We start from the raw sequence: 21,580 nt of genomic DNA on the forward strand, positions 1-21,580 counted from the left end.
AGTGGACTGAAACTCGTGGACCAGGGAGGAATGGGGCTGGTCTATGAGGGCTATGACGTATTGGGACGCCACTTGGCCATCAAGATGATTCGTGCTTCCAGGATGAGTGCAACGAGCTTGGCACGCTTTCAAGAAGAAGCCGAGGCCATGGCACATCTCGAGCACGACAATATCGCTCAGGTACTAAGTTTCGGCACGGTAAATGGCGATCCGTACTATGTAATGAAGTACTTCAAGGGCGGCAGTCTGGCCAAGCGAATGGCGGAATTTCAGAAAGATCCAAAGAAATCGCTGCTGCTAATTGCCAAAATTTCCAATGCGGTGGAGTTTCTGCATTCGAAGGGTCATTTACATCGAGATATTAAACCGCAAAATATTCTCCTGGATGAGAACGACGAACCGCACCTCAGCGACTTCGGACTGGTCAAAAGAGTTACAGAAGATCCTGCACTTCAAGATGAATCTTCGAAAGATGACTTCTTGAACCTCACGGAGCAAAGTAGCGTAGAAACGACCTCCAAGATCCACAAAACGGCTGCGGGATTTTTTCTCGGCACTCCAGGCTACTCCAGTCCGGAACAGGCCAAGGGGCTTTTGAACGCGGCTGGTCCACATTGGGATACCTGGTCCTTGGGAGTGATTCTTTACGAATTGATGACAGGCCGGAAACCATTTCCCTTCAAATCGCTCGAACAATACAGTGCGGCCATCAATGAAAAGGATGCCCAGACTCCTATTGAAATCAATCCCAAGATGGACAAACGAATCAATCAATTGATTATGAGTTGTCTGGCCCGAGACCCCAATAAAAGGTTGCGAAGCGCCCAGCAAATTGAGGAGCAGATTCGGAAGGTGGTTGCTCCCCCGAAGCGCAATATCTTGATTTACGTTCTTCCGCTTCTCGCTATTACAATCGCACTTTATTTTGCGATTAGAAATCCAAATCCTCAAGAAGTAGAAGCCCGGAAGCAGGCTGCGGCCTCAAAAAAATTAGCCAGTGGAGAAGCCGTTGAGATCGTTCGGCCCGACGGCGAGGAAGTAGTACCGATTCTCTTTGGTTCGCCGAGCGAATACAGCCGCAAGTATATGCACTATGGATTAATTCACCTGGAATCGGATGTTTCTTGCCTTGCGGATTGTCTGAAATCAGTACCGGTATCGAATTTCACTTTTCAATTTGACTTTCGCTACAATTCGAAGCCCGAAGATGGAGCTGCCATTGGCATTTATTGCGATCGGCAGGAAGCGAGAAAAGCCGATGTCGTCTATCAGCAAGTTCTGATGTGCAAAGTGATGGCCGCGGATTTTTTAAGGGCGAAGAAGGACGATCCTATGCCTTTCGCCGTGCATATTGGCCATACCATTTTTCCGTATGACAAAAATTCGATAATGACGTACATGGAAAATTTTGCTCCCGAACGGCTCAAAGGTGTTCAGAAAATTGCGGAGATTAAAGAAAAAGAATGGCATACGTTCAGATTGGAAGCGCAAGAAAAATCGTTTATTTTTTCGCTCGACTCTCAGGTTCTTTACACTTTGCGCCGGCCGTACTCGGGCGCGCGGAATTCTAGCCTCGATAACTTTGCCCGAACAATTCACGGAAATTCTTATAAACCCGATCAAGTCGGGAATGCATGTGGCATTCACATAATGCAGGGGGGAATTCAGATTCGTAACGTGCGGGTGGAACCTCTTAGATAGCAAACCAGCTGTTTTTTACTACTCTTCGAGGCAGATGTAGATGAGTAAACAAAAATTGAGCGGACAATCTGAAACTCTTACGCCCGCCGTGAAAGCCGTGCTGGGATGTACCCTGAGACCTGGCACAACCTTCACGAGTGGCGCAACGATCAATTATCCCATCACGATCTCTGGCTGCGCCACAGCGAATTGGACTGTCTCACTCACGGATGCAAATGGTAATCCTGTCGCTATCACACCGAATAGTGGATCCGTCTCGCTGCCAGGAACGATTAGTATCCTGCTCCCAACGGGGACAGCCCAAGTTGTGCTCAACTTGATTTGCACTCAAGGCTGTCTCGCGGCCTTAACGCTTACAGATGAAGTTGTGGTGACCTAAAATTTGTATTTTTGATCGATGCTTCATCAGTGTTGGTTTTAACCCATCTAGAGATCGTGGGATTCCATCCCCGTTCGTTTTGGCGAGCTATGAGAATTCGAATTGCTGCTACCGGGTTTCCCTACTTAAAAAGACCATCGATTGAAGCTGATCAGCTAACTTCGAAGATTCAGATTGGGAAACCCGCCCAGATCGAGCTTTATTCCTGAACGAGTGCACAATCAGCTTTATGAAGGGCTCTTTTCGAGAGTGCTTGCTATCCACACTTGATGCTTACCATGATCTTTTAGTGATCGGACGCGATCGCTTCTACCTGGTGCCTCAGAATCTGCAAAAATAGCTGCCTATTTTTGAATCACGTAAAAATAGGTAGCGTCCATTCCTCTTCCCACGATTCTGGTGATTGTTATCGGGGATTTTTTGGTTTCCTCGTAGTCCATGAGGATGAACCTGTTTCCAACCATGGGAAACGGGGCTAAGGTCGACAACTCCTCGTCATCGGTCGTTTTCCTTCGAAGGATAAAACCTCCTTTGTCCTGGAGAACGACTTGTTCCCAAATGCGATTGGCTTTTCTATCCGTCAAGGTGTGATAAGACTCAAACATGAAAGAACTCCGGTGGGCAGGTTCATCTTACCACGAATACGTCCGCTCGCATGCGACCAAATCGCCGATCAAGAACTTTCTTCAAGAGTGGTATTACTGGTTTGGCCAAATCGGTGGAAGTCGCAGTTAGGAAGTTGTCCTTTACCGCGGTTTGATCGCACTTTGAAATTAGAATAGCCGAATAGTTATTGAATTGCCAATCGTCGATTACGCTGCGAATTTGGTAAGGGAATTGACCTGTTAAGTCGGTTTTTCCCCGCCGTCTTTGATCGGTGATAAATCGTACCTCGCTCCTACCCCGCCTCGTGTCTGTACAATTTTCCTTTTCCTTTTTGCTGAGGCTTAGGATTCGCGCCAAATTAAGTTACCGAATTCTTAGTACCTATGAGGGATGGATTTCATAGTTCCACTCGCCGTGAAATTCGTTTCGTTTGATATTGCACTCCGCCAGTTTTTCATCGCTCACTTTTCGGCCTTTTTCATAGGAATTTTCGTCGACCCAAACATGGACTTCCAACCCCGTTTCCGTCGTCGTCGCGGCTATCGATTCGACCACTACCTCCAAGGTTTCCAAAGGGACGCCCTGCCAATTCCGTGTAATGTGGCAAAACAACCGATGTTCGATCTTGTTCCACTTGCTCATTCCGGGCGGATAATGACAAACCTCGATGATCAATCCCGTCTGATCCGCCCACCTCTGCAACTCCACTTTCCACAGACGGCACCGCGAGCTGTTACTCCCTCCGCTGTCCGCGGTTACCAACAACCGTTTCGCACTCCCATAACGCTTGCGGCCCAATTTCTCCCACCAACGCCGAATCGCACCGACCGCAAACTCAGCCGTGTCGCGACTGATTCCTACCGACACTCCCGCCTCATTGCCCTGAATGTCGTAAACGCCGTACGGCACGATCTTGCCCAATTCCGGATCCGGAAAATCATGCGTCTTGACTTGCTGAGGAACCCCTTGAGGCCGATACGTTTTCCCCGGATTCTTCAGATTTCCCAGCGTTTCTTTCTTCTTGGTGTCAACCGAAATCGCTGGCTCTCCTCGACGCTGACGCGCTTTCACCCGATTGGATATATGGTGAAATTGGCCGTCCCGATCCGGATGCTGACGACCTTCCCGCGTTTTGCGATTGCCCTGCAAACTATACTTCATCTCAATCAGCAGACGACGCACCGAAGTCGCACTCACCTTGTAACCTTGCTTTTTCAGTTCAGAGGCCAGTCGATAAGTACTCTTGATCGTCCAACGCAAGGGATTCATCGGAGAACCCCGAACCGTTGGCTCGATCAGACCATTTAAAGCGTCCCGCAGGTCTGGTTGCGTTACCGTATGAGATTTGCGACCCCCGCCGCTTCGACGTTGACGAGAGCCGGGAAGCGGATCGGGATCGTCGAGTTCCTTCAGGCCCGTTCGAATAGTGCGATCCGACAGGCCCGTGGCTAACGCCACGGCTGTGATCCCTCCATGCCCCAAGGCTCTCGATTCCACGGCCGCCCACCGTCGACGACCACGCTCATCTAAATCGTCGAGCAGTACCATGTACTTCTCGCGAATCGCCTCTATAGTTGCTGCATCCTGCATCGCAGGATCTTAGCAGAATAAACTATAAGGATTCAAGACCAATTCGGTAACTTATTTTGTCGCGATTACATAGGGCAAATACAAAGCAAAGCTTCGGAGAGAATATAAAATCTCTAAATCATTATGATTTGAACTTTTCAGTAAATACACAGCATCCATGTAAATTAAACCAAATCTCTATTGTCCAAATAAAAATATCCAAACAACATTTATCTATGACTACTGAATCAATATTTAATTCCTGGCCTTTGCTTGTAAAGATTTTCAGGTCGACCAAAATCCACTTTATGCAATTTCGGTACCGCTCGCAACAGATTCTCAGTTTCCAATGAAGAAAAGAACACTTTAAAACCAGTCCAACGATCAAGCTCCAACCGCAAAGCGCCGTGCGATACACTATCGGGAATATCTGGAGGAGTTTTCCCAATTAATATTAAATTATGAATACCACATGACTCACAAACTTTCCCAAATCGATGCGACTCAGGCAATGCCCTCCCATTAATCAGATATAATGGGTAACAAATATAATAATCCAGATCATTTGTAACTCGGATAAATTTAAAGCACTTAGGAACCACTTGCTCAAACACATCAACTATGCTGGAATGGGCTAATATCATATCTTCAAAAGAAAGTATCAAATTCACCCTACCTTTTGGCTTTTGGATCTTGCCAATAGGTTGATATTCCAAAACGGCTTTTGTAATATCTAGGCGTTTACACGTCGCACAGTAGGCTTTCGAATAAGTATCAATTAATTCAACGCGTGATTTCTCCTGGTTAAATCTATGGAAAAGCATTGGCACTATCGAGGAATCATGCACAGAAAAGAAAAAATAACCCTTCATATAAATTTACCTGCTTTAAGGGTAGCCCGCACTTCGGCGAGATAGGCATAATAATACGCTCCATCCTTATATTGCATATAAAACTGAGTGAGTGCTTTCAATCTTTCCTTTTGGGAAAAAATCGCACGAATGTCCGCTCCAGAATTCCCTGGAATTCGGCAAAACACCCTTCAAAATGCCAAAATCCCTACAGCTTTAATTCGGCTACAAATGCGACCAGAATTCGGTTCGGGACAAGTTGCCATCAATAAGGCCCCGTGGCGGCGGAAACATTAGGAGAGAGAAAGCCTCCTACGTGCCAAACAATACCCGGCTTTCCGCTCCACCATTGCTGGAAAACGAAAGCGGGGTCAGACTGACGGCTTCTCATAGGAGGAAGATGGCTCCATGCAAAGGATTCGGTTGGAAGCCTTAGGGTAACACAACGATCAAGGTGGGAGTTAGCAGAACGGTAAGCCTCGAATTGATCGTGGGTCAGCAAGCTTCGGCAGCCTGGATGGTCAAACTTCAGAATCGAGCCTCTGAAGCTTTACAGCCCTCCTATCGGGAATTGCAACAGGCCTTGCCTGGGCAAGCGGTGGTTCATGGCGACGAATCTCTCACAAAAGAAGGCTCAATCAAGACTTTGACCTGAACTTTTGTAGCGTGTTGATTCACTCTGTTCGCCTATCGGACTAGTCTCAAGGCCGAAGTAGTTAGCGAGTTTCACGGCCTAAAGCACTCGGGCATCCTGAATAGCGATCGCGTCAAATTGTACTGGGCTTTTTAACACCTGTAGCGATGCTTGGCCTATCTGATCCACAATTTTTTGAGTCTGATTGATCGATCTTGCTCGTCGTCGAAACGGTTAGTCCTTCATATACGTAGGACTGGTTTACTTCAGCTTTAAACACATGACATGAGAGAGGTTTTGAAACGGGCTCTTGATATTTAATTTCATAAAGAATCTTTTGCTTTCCAAACACTTCTGAGGTTTAAACTATATTCATCGAGAAGCAACTACTACAAAAACGTTGGATACTATTCAATAGAATCGAGAATTTCTGCACCCGAGCGAGTTGCCAGTGCTGGCAAAATTGAATCGGTCGCGTAAGTTAAAAAGTGGACTGATCCGTCGCAAAAAACAAAATTTCCGCCTCCCGGATGCAAGCTCCAGAAATGAAAAGCGTCGCAGTCATTATTTAAAGATCCGAATCTAAATGAATAAGGTCCGGGAGAACAATTAGAGTAATGCGGAGTTACTTGCAATTCACGCACACCAAGTACCGAATCACAAGAACCAGTTGGAGTATTACCTAAAACTTGCCCCCATCCTGCATACCACCATCCTAATGTTTTATCCGCACTCGGGGGTCTTTCTCCCACTGCCAGAGTGTTGCTGATTCCATCCGTAATTTCAATCAGCTTTATCGAAGAATCTACAAATAAAACACCGTCCTTCGATATTAAGTTCGTGCCCTCTGATCCCAAGTAGGAAGTGAGTGCGACACTAAAAATACCAGAATTATATGGCGATTGCGCTTGAAAGTCCGATGGGCAAACGAAAAGAGGCATGTTCTTACTTAAAATCGGGAAGTGTGGAGGAGTTTCAAAAAAGGAGTTCTGTTGAAAAGCAGCCAAGGCTTGAAGCCACAAACTATTCTGATCTACATAAGGCAGCAATCGAGTCATCCAGGTTATAGATAACTGAGGCGCTTTGCCGTTTTGGTAGGCCACTCCCATTGGTAACCAGCCATAGCTAAGTTCATATTGTTGGAGAGCTAAACCGATTTGTCTAAGATTATTTCCACATCTGGTGCGAGCGGCAGCTGCTCGCACATTCTGAACAGCCGCCAAAACGAGTGAGATAGATATGCTTATTATAGAAATGACAACTAACAGTTCGATCATTGAGTAGGCGGAGCAATTATTTTTTGAATATTTTGGAGAAGAGATTTCAATTGCTTTTCTAATAATTAACATTTTGATTTCTCAATTCGGTATTTTTAAGAAGGTTTATAAACTATTGCACAGGAATTACGCAAGGTACAAGAGCGCCAACAATTCTGAATATGTTAGTGTAAACGGAGAAAATATTCCGAGAATATGTTGTTTGCCTCTCATGAATTTGCGATATATCGTCTTAAAAAGCGTACAATTGTTCTGGATATCTACTTTGCCGAAGAAGCAAAACAAAACAGCCAAACAGTACGAGTTTTTCAAAGTCGATTCTTGGAGTAGATACTGAATTTTTTAATTATTTCGAAGTATCGCAAAAAGCATCTACACGTCGCGATCATCTTCGCATTAAAATATTTTTTCTTGGAAGCGAACACTTCCTCGTAAGCTTCCAACGACTACAGAATATCTACTCGGCTCAAACCCGAATAGTCCAGCGTCCACTGATCAGTCGGAATTACCGAGAAATTCGAAAAAGAACGACTATCGCTGGCATGCAATCCATTCAGAGTTGCCGATCAAGCTCACCCGAAAATAGTCCCCTAGAGGAATCGATAGACGACGCAGTCCGCATATAGAACTGGCATCACTTCTCGATCCACATATCGAAATCTGCTTAAGCAAATAACGAATTTTACTTTTTGATAGAAAGAATGGCCAAGAGACTCCGAAAAGTAGGAAGTTCCACTGCAAAAATGTGAATCGAAGCCTTATAATTTCCCACGCCAATAAAACGTCCTCGAAAGAGGATGAAATTCGCAATTTGGACTGAGGTCGCAACATATCATAACAAGTGCAACTATTCTGCAAACTGATAACTCCGTGTCAACACCGATAGAAAAAGGCCTGATAATACCCATGAATAAAATCGGTCAAAATATAACTGCAAAGTCCACTCCGAAATATTGGCCAACACAAAATAAATAACATAGATCCGATTGCTATAATATAAAACAATCATGTCGCTTTACGGAACTTTGATGCAAGCAGCAGTAAAAAACCAGTCAGAACAAAGACCGCACTAATTATGATTACCCATCGATACCATGGAGTACTGTTAGATTTTGATTCCGACAATTGATTCACAAAAGGCGATTCCTGACTTGCTATTTTCCGAGCAGCCTCGGGTATATTGAATGCTTTCAAGGTAAAATCACTGTCAGTTGGAATTTTGGCTTGAGCTAAAAATTCAAATTTATATATCCCCTCTGAATTATATGATTTGTCATCACTAATTATGCTCTCTTTGATTTCTTTCAGTAAAGGGTATCCATCGAAATTTTTCTCATAGGTGAAAACTCTTTTGATAGTTGAGATGCCGTCCTTTCCGTTTCTTGCCTCAATTGTAGCATTCGTGATCACCCACCAATTTTTGGGATCTAGAGTTAGTGTACATCGTTCGATAGATCGCATTCGCGCGGGACGTTTATCTCCGATAATTTCTAGGGAGAATTCAACAATACCTTTCGTCATATTAAATTGAGATATCTTGCAGCAGGGATGATCCACGAGTCTGAGCAAATTCATTGAATCCATAGAGATCGGTGCGAAAATGCTCTCCGACTCGATCTGATCTTTTACAGTTATCCAATTATTGCTTTCGCGCTGCAGAATTTCGGAATACTCGCTGATTGATGTCAATGCCCATCCATTTTTATCATGTACTTGCTTTGCACTAAACATATATTCAGGATTAAAAACTCTAACTTCTTTCGGCTTCTTGAAAACATCCGATCCTTGAACACTAGGATCGGTCTGTTCTAACAGTATACAGCGATCGTTTGATCGTACGGTACCAATGTTGACAGAAGAATACACAATCTTTCCATTTTCATGTGACGTGTACTCAGAGCGAATTTTATATGACCACAATCGTGCGGCACTAGCGTAAAGTGCCCATGATTTCTTGGCTGTTTCTATTAATGACTGTGAATTCTGAGCCGCGATTTTCTCATTAAAAACATAAACCTGGCTCATAAATAAGAGAGTAATCACGCATGGCAGGGCTCTCATATCAGACTCCCAAAGAAACTTGAAACCTACTGATGATTGGAGAAGAGATTTTGATAGTACTCAAAGCACAATTAAATTCATGCTGTTTATGCATGAATAAACAGATTAATATTGTGAATCAATTCTACAATCTAATACTGAAAGCACGTGATGATTCCTGAAAGCTGCGAGGTAATCATTCACCCCGTTGAACTGAAACTTCCAATTTTTCTTAGAGGCTCTAACAAAACCTCAATTTGTCTATAGAATACCGCTACAAAAGGGGTTTTGTTACAGACTCTTATTTAATGACCCAAACTCGCTGTTCTAACTAAGAGCCAGCAACCTGGGAAGGATGACGGACTCCGCAGAATGCAAAGACCAGTTCAGCGGAGTGACGTTTTACCTGCCTCGAATTACCTGCAGCCGCAACTTGCACCTAGATTTGTACAGTTGCAATTACAATTTGAAGGAAAACAAGGGGCCGTTCCAGCACAACCACGACCACATGGCGGTACTCCAGATGCACACCCACTATCACAATTCGCTACCGGCGGAGTTGCAATACTTGAACACGGACATTGGGGAGCAGGCGCAGCAACGAGCATTTTGTCGCCTGCGGCCATAATAACAAAGCCACTTAGCAGAATTCCAGTAAATAAAAACATTCTCGCCAAATTACTCATTTGTCCACCTCATTAAAGTGTGCCGGATTTTCCGACAAAACACCGATCAAAGTGATCGGCAATTCCCAAACGATTGTACCAGAATCATTTGACACCCAAAAAGCTGCCTCTTGCTTCACAAAAATTCCTTCAGGATTCTTGAGATGAAGTCTGACTCGCAACTTTACTTCTTGCAGAGGCTTGATATCAATCGGACAATCTTGCAAAATATCGAAGTTGCATGCCGATGTTCCTCCATAAATACGGACTGTTTCTGAACTCCAGTTCACAGCTTCGGCATTATGTTCCAACCATTCATCCATCTGACCTATCCCGAGATTTACTTTTGATTGTCGCAGAACAACCTGGTCTCCTCTGATCTTCGCTTTAATATTTTGGCCAAATTGAGTGCTTTCACACAAAATTGCAAGCGTAATTCCAAATATAATAACCAACGCAAATGGGATAGCCTGTTTGCACTTTATATTATAGACATCTTTCAGAGCAGGCCGAATTTTCAATAGAAGCAATAATGCCGCAACATCTACAGTAAACATAATCCAAGGATTTACTTGCAATAATCCCAAGCAACCGCACGAGGCAAATCCAGATAATGCAAGTACAAAACCAGTAATCGCAAATCCCAAAAATGTTAAAAAAGAAAACAGCCACGGAACGAGAGAATTTTTTCCTAAAACGAGCCAAATTCCCAAAATGATTTCCCAATCCACAATAAGCAGCGATAGACGGGGGTCGCTGCTCAGGTAATTCAAATTGAATTTTCCAATTGCAATTGCGTAGCCCTTTAGGATTGCCGAACAAATCAACAACCCTCCCAAAAAAATAAAAATGATTGATTTCAAAATAGGCCCTCGGAACGAGTCGATTTTCCGATTTCTTTTAATATATCGAACAGCATACTGATTTTGCAAGTCAATTTTGAAAATAGTTTCTAGTACTCACTGGATAAACAAAGTTGTACCCCTCACGTAATATTTGCCGTTTTATGCGATTTAATTCCTAGAGGAATTGGCCCTCTCTTGAACAAAAGATCGCCGTGATCGACGAGAGCACGGCGTAAAGCAATTCGATCCATACGGCGGCTTCCTGCTCGAGCAACACTCCCGAAGGAGATTTTCCTTCCTCCTCCATAGCTCGGTTCCGATGGATTTCAACAAGCTCTCGGAACTGAGCGCGAGATTCTGTCGTGACTCTCTCCCGACTTTTCCAAAGCGTCTCGGGAGTAGGACCCAGACCTCCTCTCGGTCGAGCCAAGGCATTGGCTTCCCGTCGAGCCGCCTCCACATCCTCAGCGTTCCACACTTCCGGATGGCCTTCCCAGGCAGCTCTACGTTCGATTCGACTTTTCAAAGATCCTATGCCCGCTTCGATCGCACCGTTATATTGTGGCCTCCTCGGCAGAGAGTACAAGCCGAACACGCCTTCTCGCTGCAAAAATTCTTGGACCACTTCGGCAATAAACGGCGAACGGCAGCGCCTCGTGCCGGACTACGCCGGCCCATCGCAACACCCCGGTCTCGGTCATCAGACCGCTCCAATATTCCCCGGTATTCGGCAAAACACCCTTCAAAATACCAAAATCCCTACAGCTTTAATTCGGCTACAAATGCGACCAGAATTCGGCGAGGGACAGTTGAGCCAGGAACCGACAAATTCTTTGTTCTCTCTTTTGGCCGACTTTTTACTCGCCGCCGGTTTTTCCTGCATATCCTGCGTCGGCTTGGGTTTTTCCGGGGACTTGGTTTTTCCCGACGCGTCATTCAACGCTTTCTGCAACCCTTGCATCTTTGACATGTTGATTTCTCACCTTGTTGAATTGTTGACAAATAAACTTGTAAAGGCTGCGAACTTCTTCGGAAGCCTTGCAATCGGGCTCTTCTTCAGAAGGCGTTGAGCCGATATCCGTCGAAGTGGCATAGATATCCAGACGGCTCCAATGCACTGGAGAAACAGGGAGATCATAGGCGTCCGCCATCATCTTTTTGAGCTTTTCGGCCTGGACCGAGGCCGCTGGATGCAACTTGTTGATCAGTAGCCAGGTCGGTTTATCCCCGGCCATGCGAATCAGATCCCGCATCGCCGGAAGAGTATCGAAATGGAACATCTGAGGTTCGACCGGCAAAATCACCAGATCGGCGGCGCGAACAGTCTCCATGGCCGCCGTATCGTTGTGACCTGGGGAATCGATCACCACGAAATCAGCCCCATGCTGGCGAGCGGTTTCGAGGGTCTGTTTGATCCGTGACTGCAGTGTCCCGACTACCGCGACGTTTTCGACTTTGCGACGATCCCGCCATTTGGCGGCGTTCGCCTGTTGATCAATATCCAGAATGACAGCCGCTTTGCGGTTTTGGGCCGCAGCGGCTGCCAAACAGAGGCTGACAGTCGTTTTGCCACCGCCACCTTTTTGTCCGATAACTCCGATGATCATTATAAGGGCAATAACTTGAATAGTTGAATTGTTGAACAATTGAGAAGTTGACTTAGTGAAGTGCTAATTTATCTGTTTTTCATTGTCAAGATTTTTCAGCTACACAAATCAGATTCGAAAACGTAGCTGGTCGCTCAGGGATTATTACTCTGGGTCGACGAGTAAGTCTCCCGAAACTCCACGAAAGAAACCAGAATATGAACGAGCCTAAAAACCTGATGGAAAGGCTGGATACTCGTCGCAGTACACCCAAAGAGCCCGAAGAAGAGTCCGAAGAGGACTTTGGATCGTTTGGATATTTACGGGGGATCAAGGAGCGGAGTATCATGCTGGAATTCCGATTCCTGAACGGTAACACAGAAGCTATGCCGTATCATTCACTGGAGAGGCTCGTCTATAACCCTTCAGAAGGGCTCTTACTTCAGTTTCATGACGGAAAGATTCGCTTAAAAGGTCAAAAATTCAACACAGTTCAATCAAACGGCATCGTGTTCCTGCAAGCACTTCTGCGGAATCGCATCACCTGGGTTCAAGAGTCGGATGAGCTCAAAGCCAAGATTCTCGACCCAAATAGAGTGATATTTTCGAAGATAGAGATTGGCTAACTTGCATGTTTTGGGTTAATGGATGGCCTCAAGCTCAAGATTCTGAAATTAGATCCACCAAACTTCGGGCTCGTTTTGACTCGAGCTCTGTGCTTGAAAAAGACCGCCGCGAGTGTATCAGAGTCTGAACCAGTTTGCAATAATGTCTTAGAATCTCTAACAAAACCTAGCTTTGCGGAGAGAATCAATTGAAATATTATGGTTTTGGTGGGATCTCAAAACCGTTGAGAAAATGTCATCTCCGTTGAAGAAAATGAAATGTTGCTAATTATCGAATTTCGAAGCGGCAAGATATGACGCCATTTGATTAATCAGATCATCATTTGATTTAACATCAGTATTTATCTGCAGGAAGCACTCTGCACACAACAAATAGTCATGTGAAAATATTTTGTAAAGAACCATATTTTTCGACTTAAGTACAATCATATGCACATTTTTATCGTTTAAAGATGAAATTGAATCAAATGGTCGCGTGCAAGCTACAAATATATAATTTGATACAATAACAAAAGCATCTTCATTTTGGTCAAGCATAATTTGTAATGATTTGTCATCAATTGTATACGCAAGTAGTTCTAAATCAAATTGACTATGAACATCAATTTTTGAAAGAATTTTTTTTTCATTCTCGTCAAATATTTCTTGCGGAGGAAAAGAGAGTATTTTGAGACTATTTTCTGGAGATTGATAGCACTGTTTTTTGGTTGGATTTGCCGTCCAGTGACCTGGGAGATACAATTCATATTTTTCACCATTAAATTTATTGGTGAGCTGATTAACTCCGAGAGGAGTAATGATAATGGAATCATCTTTTTTAAGATGAAGAGCGAGCTTGTCTGCTACATTTTTATGATGTAGCTTAAGATATAATATAATTCCAATGAATAAAACGGAAAGTAATATATAACTATACTTTTTCATAACGCCCTTCATTGCACATTTAGCAATGTTTGTGTGAAGCACTTACTTGAAATCTTTAATAAGCGAATATTGTATTAATGATCCAATTTCAGAAGGTATTTTTAATGATTAGGTTAAGATGAATTAAGGTGAAAAGACTGAGGACCATAGTGGTAATAGAGCGTCATAAAAAAGATAAAGTATTCCATGACTTTGGGATCCAAGTAAATCAGTAAAATTAGCAAATAACCAATTTGCGCCTTTTTATGTCCAGCTTAAGTGAATAAATTTCGCATTTGTAAAATATTCTATGGAACCAATATTCGTGTGATATTAAACTGTAGCCCCCTTAAGATTTTCAACTGGTAAACCTCCTTTTTTCGTGGACACGGAGTTAAGCTATTTTAGCTGTACTATCGTGTTCGTCTGTTGAAACGTATCCTTGACCTGAATGCCCGCTAATTTAATTGGTAATTGTTCACCCCGTTGAACTGGCCTTATCTATTCTTCGGAGTCCATTAACTATCTATTCCAGACTGACGACTGCCAGATAAAATAGCGAGATTGAGTCACCAAATGGGCAAAATAGAAAATTTCAGTTCAACGAGCTGAAATCTTACTTTAATTGTAGAATACTTCGATATATTCGAAGATGACCTTTTTGCTTCGTCCCGACTCCTGTATTCCACACTGTGACAAAGATCTTTCTTTAATCTGGAAAAGAAGTCCTCCATCGGAGCATTATCCCAACAGTCGGCCCTTCGACTCATACTGCATTGAATGCCGTGCTTGGCCAATAGACTCTGGTAGTGTTCACTGGCGTACTGACTGCCTCGATCCGATTGAGCCAGCAATCCAACTGCGGGATATCTCGTCTCTACAGCAATCGCAAACGCGTCGAAAACCAATCGATTTTCCAGTTTTTTCATTCGACATTTTTTAGAATTTCTTAGGTTAGATCATCAACTTATGTTTATATGCGTTTTCACTTTGGGTGCCCATAGGATGGCAAGCATATTTGGAATTCGGGATGAGGTCGATATATAATATTATGAATTAATATTTCACCATTACTTTAATTAACAGCAAAAGAATCTCAAACTTTGCGAACAAATAATAAATACTCACCATTTTTACCAAACATAATAAATTATTGGGTGAGTAATCTAAATAATTAATAGTGCTTTTCCTCAACTGTAATATTTCATGCCAAGTAATAATTAGGATAACGGAATCTATTTTATATTAAAAGGCGAGATTGTGTATGCTTTCGTTGGCAACTTTACTATTCCTCTCAAACAAAATTGAAACCCTTTTTCGAACAGCGACATGTCCTCGCCAGAGGCCTTAGCTTTGCTCATTATGCAGCAAAGCATACTCTGAGCGCCAGAATTCCGATTGACCAGCGCAGATATTTGAGAGCAATTTGAATAGGTTTCAAGAAAGTCAAAACAGCCTAATGTTGACTCCTCGCCAAGACACTCTTGCAAATATTTCGCCCAAAGATCCGAAAAGATGCCGCATTCGATCACATCGCCTCCAACATCAAGGTATCCACCAATTTTATACCCCCCCATGCCTCCAGCTATAGCACCAGTGTACCCCTCACGTAATATTTGCCGTTTTTTGCGATTTAATACCTAGAGGAATTGGCCCTCTCTTGAACAAAAGATCGCCGTGATCGACGAGAGCACGGCGTAAAGCAATTCGATCGATACGGCGAGCTTCCTGCTCGAGCAACACTCCCGAAGGAGATTTTCCTTCCTCCTTCATAGCTCGGTTTCGATGGATTTCAACAAGCTCTCGGAACTGATCGCGAGATTCTGTCGCGACTCTCTCCCGACTTTTCCAAAGCGTCTCGGGAGTAGGACCCAGACCTCCTCTCGGTCGAGCCAAGGCATTGGCTTCCCGTCGAGCCGCCTCCACATCCTCAGCGTTCCACACTTCCGGATGGCCTTCCCAGGCAGCTCTACGTTCGATTCGACTTTTCAAAGATCCTATGCCCGCTTCGATCGCACCGTTATATTGTGGCCTCCTCGGCGGAGAGTACAAGCCGAACACGCCTTCTCGCTGCAAAAATTTTCGACCACTTCGGCAATAAACGAAGAACGGCAGCGCCTCGTGCCGGACCACGCCGGCCCATCGCAGCACCCCGGTCTCGGTCATCAGACCGCTCCAAAATTCCCCGGTATTCGGCAAAACACCCTTCAAAATGCCAAAATCCCTACAGCTTTAATTCGGCTACAAATGCGACCAGAATTCGGTTCGGGACACATAGGTCCGCCAAGGTTGCGAAACACAACTCACATTGATCCAGCCTACTGACTTAGCTAATCTAAAGTGTTCGGTGAAGAGTTACCCGAGCGGGGTTTTCTATGACCACTCAGCACCGAATAATTGCTCGGCGTTTACCGACTACCCCCTCCACGATGAGGATCTCAGCCGGGAACAGCATTCGATCAACCTCCGAGAGGCCTCTCGATCCAAACCACAAAATGCCGTTATTTCCCAAGAAATAGTCAAAGGTCATCAAAATCGCGTTTTCCACTATATGAAAAATGATGATCTGATGACCTTTAAGGATAAACCACTACTTTGGCCGGGTCATTTCTTCCGGTTTTACATACTGATCGAACTGCTCGGCGGTCAAATGCCCCAGTTTTACCGCCGCCTCTTTCAAGGAGATATTTTCCTTGAGAGCTTTCTTGGAAACCTCGGCCGCTTTGTCGTAACCGATATGCGGATTCAAAGCGGTCACCAGCATCGGCGAACTGCCGAGATACTTTTCGATCTGGTTTTTGTTGGGAGTAATACCGGGTCGGCTCGCATTGTCTTCCACGCAGTGTTCTTTGAACGATCGGCAACTATCCGCGAGCAGGCGAATGCTATGAAGCAAATTGTGAATCATCACCGGCTTGAACACGTTCAACTCAAAATTGCCTTGCGTTCCTGCAAAGCCGATGGCCGCATCATTACCCAGAACCTGCACGCATACCATGGTCATGGCTTCGGACTGGGTGGGGTTCACTTTTCCCGGCATGATCGAGGAGCCCGGTTCGTTTTCCGGAATCGTAATCTCGGCCAGACCACACTTGGGACCGGAGGCCATCCAGCGAACATCGTTGGCCATTTTCATCAGGGCGCAAGCGAGTGTTTTCAAAGCTCCGCTGGTTGCCACAATGGGATCGTGCGAAGCGAGATAAGCGAACTTGTTCCCGGCGGAGACGAACGGCAGTTTGGTGAGGGTTGCAATCTGGGCCGCCACTTTCACGGCAAACTGCGGGTGGGAATTCAATCCGGTCCCCACCGCCGTGCCACCGAGAGCCAGTTGATAGAGATCGGGCAAGGAATCCTCGATCCTCTTGATCGCCTGATCGAGTTGCGAAACGTAGGCGCTGAACTCCTGGCCGAGGGTCAAGGGCACCGCGTCCATCAGATGGGTCCGGCCAATTTTCACGATCTTTTCGAACTCTTTGGCTTTCTTGTCCAGAGCGTCGCGAAGCAGCTTGATACTCGGGATCAGCAGGTGTACCAGCTCTTCCACGGCCGCGATGTGCATGGCCGTGGGAAAGGTATCGTTGGAGGACTGCGACATGTTCACATCATCATTGGGATGAACGGGCGTTTTCGAGCCTAGTTCGCCTCCGGCAATCTGTATTGCCCGATTGGCAATGACTTCGTTCACATTCATGTTGGTCTGGGTACCGGAGCCGGTTTGCCAGATACGGAGGGGGAAATGATCGTCGTACTTACCGGCAATGACTTCGTCGCAGGCCTGGGAGATGAGTTTGAGTTTTTTTTCATCCCCTTTAAAGAGGCCGAGATCGAAGTTGGTCTGAGCCGCGGCCTTTTTGAGAATGCCGAATGCCCGAATGATCGAGCGGGGCATTTTATCGTCGCCGATGGCGAAATGGATCAGCGAACGAGCGGTTTGAGCTCCGTACAACCGATCGGCGGGAACCTCGATAGGTCCCATGCTGTCTTTTTCCGTCCGAAACATAGTGAACCTCACAGGGGGAGGGCGCGTCTTAGTTACTGTTCGTTATAGCCTGAAACTCCTTGCCGTCATCTTGAGACTGCCCTTGTCTGTTGGGCCTTCAGAACTTAAAATTGCTTTCTATTGGGGAATGGTGTAACGGTAGCACGACTGGCTCTGAACCAGTTAGTCTAGGTTCGAATCCTGGTTCCCCAGTTTGGAATCGCCCATCGCAGGTCCTCCCATGTCGCAGACCTCGTTTGAAAAATCTCTGGATTCCGATTGGCAATTTATTCTGACAGATATCCTTCCACCCCAAGGGAATTGGACCGAGGAAGAATATCTCGTTTTGACCGAACATCGTCAGCGTTTAGTCGAATTTACCGACGGTTTTCTGGAAATTCTGCCTATACCCACCGAGCAGCATCAGCTTTTACTCAAATTTCTGTTTCTGGTGTTTTTTAATCATTTGGAACGTGCCGGAGGCATTGTGATGTTCGCGCCCCTGCGACTGCAGATTCGACCCGGGAAATATCGGGAGCCCGACTTGATGCTTTTGCAAACGATCCAGGATCCCCGTCGAGAGAACCGATTCTGGACGGGAGCCGATCTGGTGTTGGAGGTGGTGAGCGAAGACAAGCGCGATAGGGATCTGATCGAAAAAAAAGAGGCTTATGCCGAAGCAGGTATCCCGGAATATTGGATAGTGAACCCCTTGAATGAAAGCGTGACAGTGCTTCGATTGCAATCGGGTTCCTACCTTAAATTCGGCGTTTATCATCGCGGGGAGAATGCACTTTCTGCACTGCATCCCGGATTCTTTTTCAGTGTCGAATCTCTTTTTGATGCCGGTAAGGTTCCCTAGCAAACGGGGAAGGACAAAAATGGAACGCGATTATTCCCATCGAACCCGGCTGCAGAAACTCGGTATCAAACCGGAAAGTCTTGTGTTCATCCAGGGTGAGATGGATGAGGACTTTCTGGCGGAAGTGGAATCGCAACGAGCGAACGCCGACAAGTGCGACGTTCTATTGGCTCGAGTGGAGGAGATGAAAGATCTGAAAGTTTTCGCGAAACTCCACCTAAAGATGCAGCCGGCCGCCGGACTTTGGATCGTTTATCCGAAGGGGAAAAAGCACATCCGGGAGGCGGATGTGCGAGCGGCCGGGTTGACAGCAGGTCTAGTGGATAACAAGGTCGTATCGTTTTCGGAAACTCATACCGCTTTACGGTTTGTTATTCCTTTGGCGAACCGGCCGAAGGAAAAATCAGAGCCTTCGGGTAACTGACCGTTTGAACTGAATTCAGTTTGGGCCAAGCGGGCCGGGTGACTTCGCCGACGATAACGGATCGCTGTTTAACAATGAGTACGGGCCAGCGACCGGAGAGGGTCCAGAAAGCGTTAGAGTTCTTGTCAAAAATCTTCGTACTCACGGAGGGGGCCACCCAATCGGGAGCCAGTTTCCAGCCCGGTTCATCGGCCCGGCCTAATGGCAAGCCAATCATCACCAGATAGACAATCGTCAAGCACGTCCTGCGCATGAAGTTCGCTCTCACTATCGAAAGTTCAGAACGAAAAATTCATCGGCAAGAAGATGGACAATTAACGGGAGAGATTAGCTAAGTTGTAAATTTTGCAAAACGAATCGGGTCATTCAATTGGAACAAATTAACAGTCCCGAGAATTTGTCCTGGAAGCCTCGCACAATCAAACGAGGCTCCCTCGAAATGATCAATTTTAGGCCGCCAGGCGAACCTGTCGGGTCAGATAGTTCTGGATGGAATCCGCGACCCGTTCCTGCTGCTCGGCAGTGATTTCCGGGAACATCGGAAGAGCCAGCACGGATCGGGAAGCTTCTTCGCTGATCGGGAACTGGCCCTTTTTGTAACCGAGATTTTCGAAGCACTTCTGCTGATGGAGGCACAGAGGATAGTAGATTTCGCAGCTGACTTTGTTCTTTTTCAGGTGATCCGCCAGGCCATCGCGCATCATCGGGGAGACGCGAATCACATACTGGTTGTAGACATGCTTCAGGCCAGGTACTTGGGTCGGACGCTGCAACCAGCGATGCAGTCCCTTTTCTTCGAGGATGGCCGTATAGTTCTTGGCCGCGGCCTGGCGCTGCGACGTCCAACCATCAATGTACTTTAATTTGACGCGGAGAATCGCCGCATGCAGGGCATCCATTCGGGCGTTCCAGCCGACGAAATGGTGGTAGTATTTCGGTTCCATGCCATGGACGCGAAGTGTCTTGAGCCGGGCGTAGAGCTTTTCGCTGTCGGTCGTAACCAGGCCGGCATCACCGTAGGTGCCGAGGTTTTTGCTGGGATAGAAGCTAAAGCAGCCGAGGGCGCCCAGGGTGCCGATCTTTCGACCGTGATATTCAGCCCCGTAGGCCTGAGCGGCATCTTCAATGATTTCAAGGCCATATTTATCAGCGAGCATCTGGATCGGTTCCATATCCGCACTCTGCCCGTACAGATGAACGGGCATGATGGCTCGCGTTCGGCTGGTGATTTTGCTTTCGATCTCTGCCGGATCCATGTTGTAAGTATTCGGATCGATGTCGACGAAAACCGGAGTTGCTCCGGTTCGAACAACGCAGCCCGCTGTGGCGAAAAAAGTAAAGGTGGGAATGATCACTTCGTCGCCCGCACCAATTTCGAGTGCGTGCAGTGCCAGCGAAATGGCATCCGATCCCGAACCGCAGCCCACGGCGTAGCGGGCTTCGAGTCGCTCGGCAATTTCTTTTTCGAAAGTAGCGACTTCCGGGCCGAGAATCGATTGGCCCGAGGACAGAACGCGCGAGAGAGCCTCGAGGACTTCCGCCTCAATTCGCTTATATTGCCCATTCAGATCGCACAAGGGGACATCGATGGCACTTCCCTGACTCATCTCGGACTCCGTTCCGTATTCGCCTATTCTGAGTGTTCCGTCAAAAGGATAGTTCGAACAGGAACATTCTGTCAAGGTGGATCGAGGATTCAGCCCTAATCCGACTTCCCATTTCCAGGGAGCTTGCTATATCTTGCGTTGGGGGAAGAAATTAACGACTTTTGAAGAGTACTATGGCTGCAGGAAATTCCAACGCCGATTTTCTATCTGCGGATATGCAACTGTTAAGCGAACAGTTGGCCAAGGATCAGACCCGTCGCTACGCATTTCTGCAAAAGCTTCTCGGCGAAGGCCCCTGCCGTCAGGTCGGTATCTATCCGATTCCCGAGGGTTTCAAGTTATCGGTGGTCATTCCGATTTACAACGAGGTGCAATGGGTTCGTGAGATTTTCCGTCGCGTCGAAGAAGTACCGATACCCAAAGAAATCGTCGTAGTCGACGACTTCAGCACCGACGGCACCCGGGAGATTTTGAAAGAGTACGAGCAGTTTCCTCATTACAAGATTGTTTACCACGATCATAACCAGGGTAAAGGCGCGGGACTTCGCACGGGCTTCAAGCACGCCACCGGCAATATCGTACTGGTGCAGGATGCGGATCTGGAGTACGATCCCGCTGAATACCCGCGATTGATCCAGCCGATTCTGGATAACCGGGCCGATGTGGTGTTCGGGTCGCGCTTTATCGGCGAAACCCATCGCGTACTCTATTTCTGGCATAGTGTGGGTAACCGGGTTCTGACTCTGCTCTCCAACTTCTTTACCAACCTCAACCTGACGGATATGGAGACCTGCTACAAAGTCTTTCGTCGGGAAGTTCTGGAGGGTGTCGAAATCAAAAGCAATCGTTTCGGCTTTGAACCTGAAATCACGGCGAAGATTGCCAAAAAGAAGAATCCCTCGTGGCGAATCTATGAAATACCGATCTCCTATTCCGGTAGAACTTACGAGGAAGGGAAAAAGATCGGCATGAAAGATGGCTTCAACGCCTTGTATTGTATAGTTCGGTTTTGGCTAAAGGATTAGC

The 21,580-nt window shown here is 46.1% G+C and carries 22 protein-coding genes, 1 tRNA gene and 1 pseudogene; 9 read left to right on the forward strand and 15 right to left on the reverse strand.

Annotated elements, in window-relative coordinates; translation table 11 throughout:
* Positions 1–15 precede the first annotated feature (15 nt).
* Positions 16–1,701 (forward strand): serine/threonine protein kinase, encoded by a 1,686-nt coding sequence (locus KIH39_RS10360; RefSeq protein ID WP_261353125.1) that lies wholly within the window; start codon positions 16–18, stop codon positions 1,699–1,701.
* A gap of 40 nt (positions 1,702–1,741) precedes the next feature.
* Entirely contained in the window at positions 1,742–2,080 is a 339-nt protein-coding gene (locus KIH39_RS10365) for a hypothetical protein (protein ID WP_213499255.1), read from the forward strand.
* A 344-nt stretch (positions 2,081–2,424) separates the two neighbouring features.
* On the opposite strand, the gene KIH39_RS10370 is transcribed toward KIH39_RS10365, so the two are convergent.
* From KIH39_RS10370 to KIH39_RS10380, 3 genes are all read right to left on the reverse strand, one after another.
* Complete coding sequence (locus KIH39_RS10370) at positions 2,425–2,685, reverse strand: hypothetical protein (protein ID WP_213499256.1); 261 nt, start codon at positions 2,683–2,685, stop codon at positions 2,425–2,427.
* Positions 2,686–3,067: 382 nt separating this feature from the next.
* On the reverse strand, positions 3,068–4,276 hold the full coding sequence (locus KIH39_RS10375) for an ISAzo13 family transposase (RefSeq protein ID WP_213499257.1): 1,209 nt from the start codon (positions 4,274–4,276) through the stop codon (positions 3,068–3,070).
* 227 nt (positions 4,277–4,503) lie between these two features.
* Positions 4,504–5,127, reverse strand: coding sequence for a hypothetical protein (locus tag KIH39_RS10380; RefSeq protein WP_213499258.1), 624 nt, complete (start codon positions 5,125–5,127; stop codon positions 4,504–4,506).
* Between the two features lie 469 nt (positions 5,128–5,596).
* On the opposite strand from KIH39_RS10380, the gene KIH39_RS10385 reads away from it, so the two are divergent.
* On the forward strand, positions 5,597–5,761 hold the full coding sequence (locus KIH39_RS10385) for a hypothetical protein (protein WP_213499259.1): 165 nt from the start codon (positions 5,597–5,599) through the stop codon (positions 5,759–5,761).
* A 386-nt stretch (positions 5,762–6,147) separates the two neighbouring features.
* Here the strand turns inward: KIH39_RS10385 and KIH39_RS10390 are convergent, their stop codons facing one another.
* Both KIH39_RS10390 and KIH39_RS10395 read right to left on the reverse strand, forming a co-directional pair.
* The gene (locus KIH39_RS10390; protein ID WP_213499260.1) at positions 6,148–7,089 is read right to left on the reverse strand and encodes a DUF1559 domain-containing protein; all 942 of its coding nucleotides are present in this window, start codon (positions 7,087–7,089) and stop codon (positions 6,148–6,150) included.
* A gap of 933 nt (positions 7,090–8,022) precedes the next feature.
* Positions 8,023–9,078, reverse strand: a complete 1,056-nt coding sequence (locus KIH39_RS10395) for a hypothetical protein (RefSeq protein ID WP_213499261.1) — start codon at positions 9,076–9,078, stop codon at positions 8,023–8,025.
* Positions 9,079–9,412: 334 nt separating this feature from the next.
* Between KIH39_RS10395 and KIH39_RS10400 the strand changes: the two genes are divergently transcribed.
* Positions 9,413–9,685: a hypothetical protein gene (locus KIH39_RS10400; protein ID WP_213499262.1), complete on the forward strand. Its 273-nt coding sequence runs from the start codon at positions 9,413–9,415 to the stop codon at positions 9,683–9,685.
* A gap of 54 nt (positions 9,686–9,739) precedes the next feature.
* On the opposite strand, the gene KIH39_RS10405 is transcribed toward KIH39_RS10400, so the two are convergent.
* From KIH39_RS10405 to KIH39_RS10420, 4 genes are all read right to left on the reverse strand, one after another.
* Positions 9,740–10,585 (reverse strand): MauE/DoxX family redox-associated membrane protein, encoded by an 846-nt coding sequence (locus KIH39_RS10405; RefSeq protein WP_213499263.1) that lies wholly within the window; start codon positions 10,583–10,585, stop codon positions 9,740–9,742.
* A 157-nt stretch (positions 10,586–10,742) separates the two neighbouring features.
* Positions 10,743–11,162, reverse strand: coding sequence for a hypothetical protein (locus KIH39_RS10410; protein WP_213499264.1), 420 nt, complete (start codon positions 11,160–11,162; stop codon positions 10,743–10,745).
* 147 nt (positions 11,163–11,309) lie between these two features.
* On the reverse strand, positions 11,310–11,537 hold the full coding sequence (locus KIH39_RS10415; RefSeq protein WP_213500634.1) for a hypothetical protein: 228 nt from the start codon (positions 11,535–11,537) through the stop codon (positions 11,310–11,312).
* Complete coding sequence (locus KIH39_RS10420; protein WP_213499265.1) at positions 11,500–12,174, reverse strand: AAA family ATPase; 675 nt, start codon at positions 12,172–12,174, stop codon at positions 11,500–11,502. The genes KIH39_RS10415 and KIH39_RS10420 overlap by 38 nt, the downstream gene beginning before the upstream one ends.
* Positions 12,175–12,371: 197 nt before the next feature.
* Here KIH39_RS10420 and KIH39_RS10425 point away from each other — a divergent pair, with 197 nt between their 5' ends.
* Complete coding sequence (locus KIH39_RS10425; RefSeq protein WP_213499266.1) at positions 12,372–12,779, forward strand: hypothetical protein; 408 nt, start codon at positions 12,372–12,374, stop codon at positions 12,777–12,779.
* Positions 12,780–13,043: 264 nt separating this feature from the next.
* Here the strand turns inward: KIH39_RS10425 and KIH39_RS10430 are convergent, their stop codons facing one another.
* The 4 genes and pseudogenes from KIH39_RS10430 to fumC form a co-directional block, all read right to left on the reverse strand.
* Complete coding sequence (locus KIH39_RS10430) at positions 13,044–13,703, reverse strand: hypothetical protein (RefSeq protein ID WP_213499267.1); 660 nt, start codon at positions 13,701–13,703, stop codon at positions 13,044–13,046.
* A 600-nt stretch (positions 13,704–14,303) separates the two neighbouring features.
* Positions 14,304–14,602, reverse strand: a pseudogene (locus tag KIH39_RS27370) (transposase); the annotation flags it as partial.
* 685 nt (positions 14,603–15,287) lie between these two features.
* The gene (locus KIH39_RS10440; protein WP_213499269.1) at positions 15,288–15,848 is read right to left on the reverse strand and encodes a hypothetical protein; all 561 of its coding nucleotides are present in this window, start codon (positions 15,846–15,848) and stop codon (positions 15,288–15,290) included.
* Positions 15,849–16,272: 424 nt separating this feature from the next.
* Positions 16,273–17,682, reverse strand: a complete 1,410-nt coding sequence (fumC, locus tag KIH39_RS10445; RefSeq protein ID WP_213499270.1) for a class II fumarate hydratase — start codon at positions 17,680–17,682, stop codon at positions 16,273–16,275.
* A gap of 121 nt (positions 17,683–17,803) precedes the next feature.
* Here fumC and KIH39_RS10450 point away from each other — a divergent pair.
* From KIH39_RS10450 to KIH39_RS10460, 3 genes are all read left to right on the forward strand, one after another.
* Positions 17,804–17,874: transfer RNA gene (locus tag KIH39_RS10450), tRNA-Gln, on the forward strand.
* Between the two features lie 28 nt (positions 17,875–17,902).
* Positions 17,903–18,523 (forward strand): Uma2 family endonuclease, encoded by a 621-nt coding sequence (locus KIH39_RS10455; protein WP_213499271.1) that lies wholly within the window; start codon positions 17,903–17,905, stop codon positions 18,521–18,523.
* A gap of 19 nt (positions 18,524–18,542) precedes the next feature.
* Complete coding sequence (locus KIH39_RS10460) at positions 18,543–18,947, forward strand: DUF3052 family protein (RefSeq protein WP_213499272.1); 405 nt, start codon at positions 18,543–18,545, stop codon at positions 18,945–18,947.
* Here KIH39_RS10460 and KIH39_RS10465 read toward each other — a convergent pair.
* Positions 18,895–19,200 carry a hypothetical protein gene (locus tag KIH39_RS10465; RefSeq protein ID WP_213499273.1) on the reverse strand — a complete coding sequence of 102 codons (306 nt, stop codon included), beginning with the start codon at positions 19,198–19,200 and terminating at the stop codon, positions 18,895–18,897. The two genes, KIH39_RS10460 and KIH39_RS10465, sit on opposite strands and share 53 nt — an antisense overlap.
* A gap of 196 nt (positions 19,201–19,396) precedes the next feature.
* Positions 19,397–20,554 carry a DegT/DnrJ/EryC1/StrS family aminotransferase gene (locus tag KIH39_RS10470; protein ID WP_213499274.1) on the reverse strand — a complete coding sequence of 386 codons (1,158 nt, stop codon included), beginning with the start codon at positions 20,552–20,554 and terminating at the stop codon, positions 19,397–19,399.
* 173 nt (positions 20,555–20,727) lie between these two features.
* Here KIH39_RS10470 and KIH39_RS10475 point away from each other — a divergent pair, with 173 nt between their 5' ends.
* Entirely contained in the window at positions 20,728–21,579 is an 852-nt protein-coding gene (locus tag KIH39_RS10475; protein ID WP_213499275.1) for a glycosyltransferase family 2 protein, read from the forward strand.
* Position 21,580: the final 1 nt, after the last annotated feature.

The organism is Telmatocola sphagniphila (assembly GCF_018398935.1).
In the GTDB taxonomy this organism is placed as follows: Bacteria; Planctomycetota; Planctomycetia; order Gemmatales; family Gemmataceae; genus Telmatocola; species Telmatocola sphagniphila.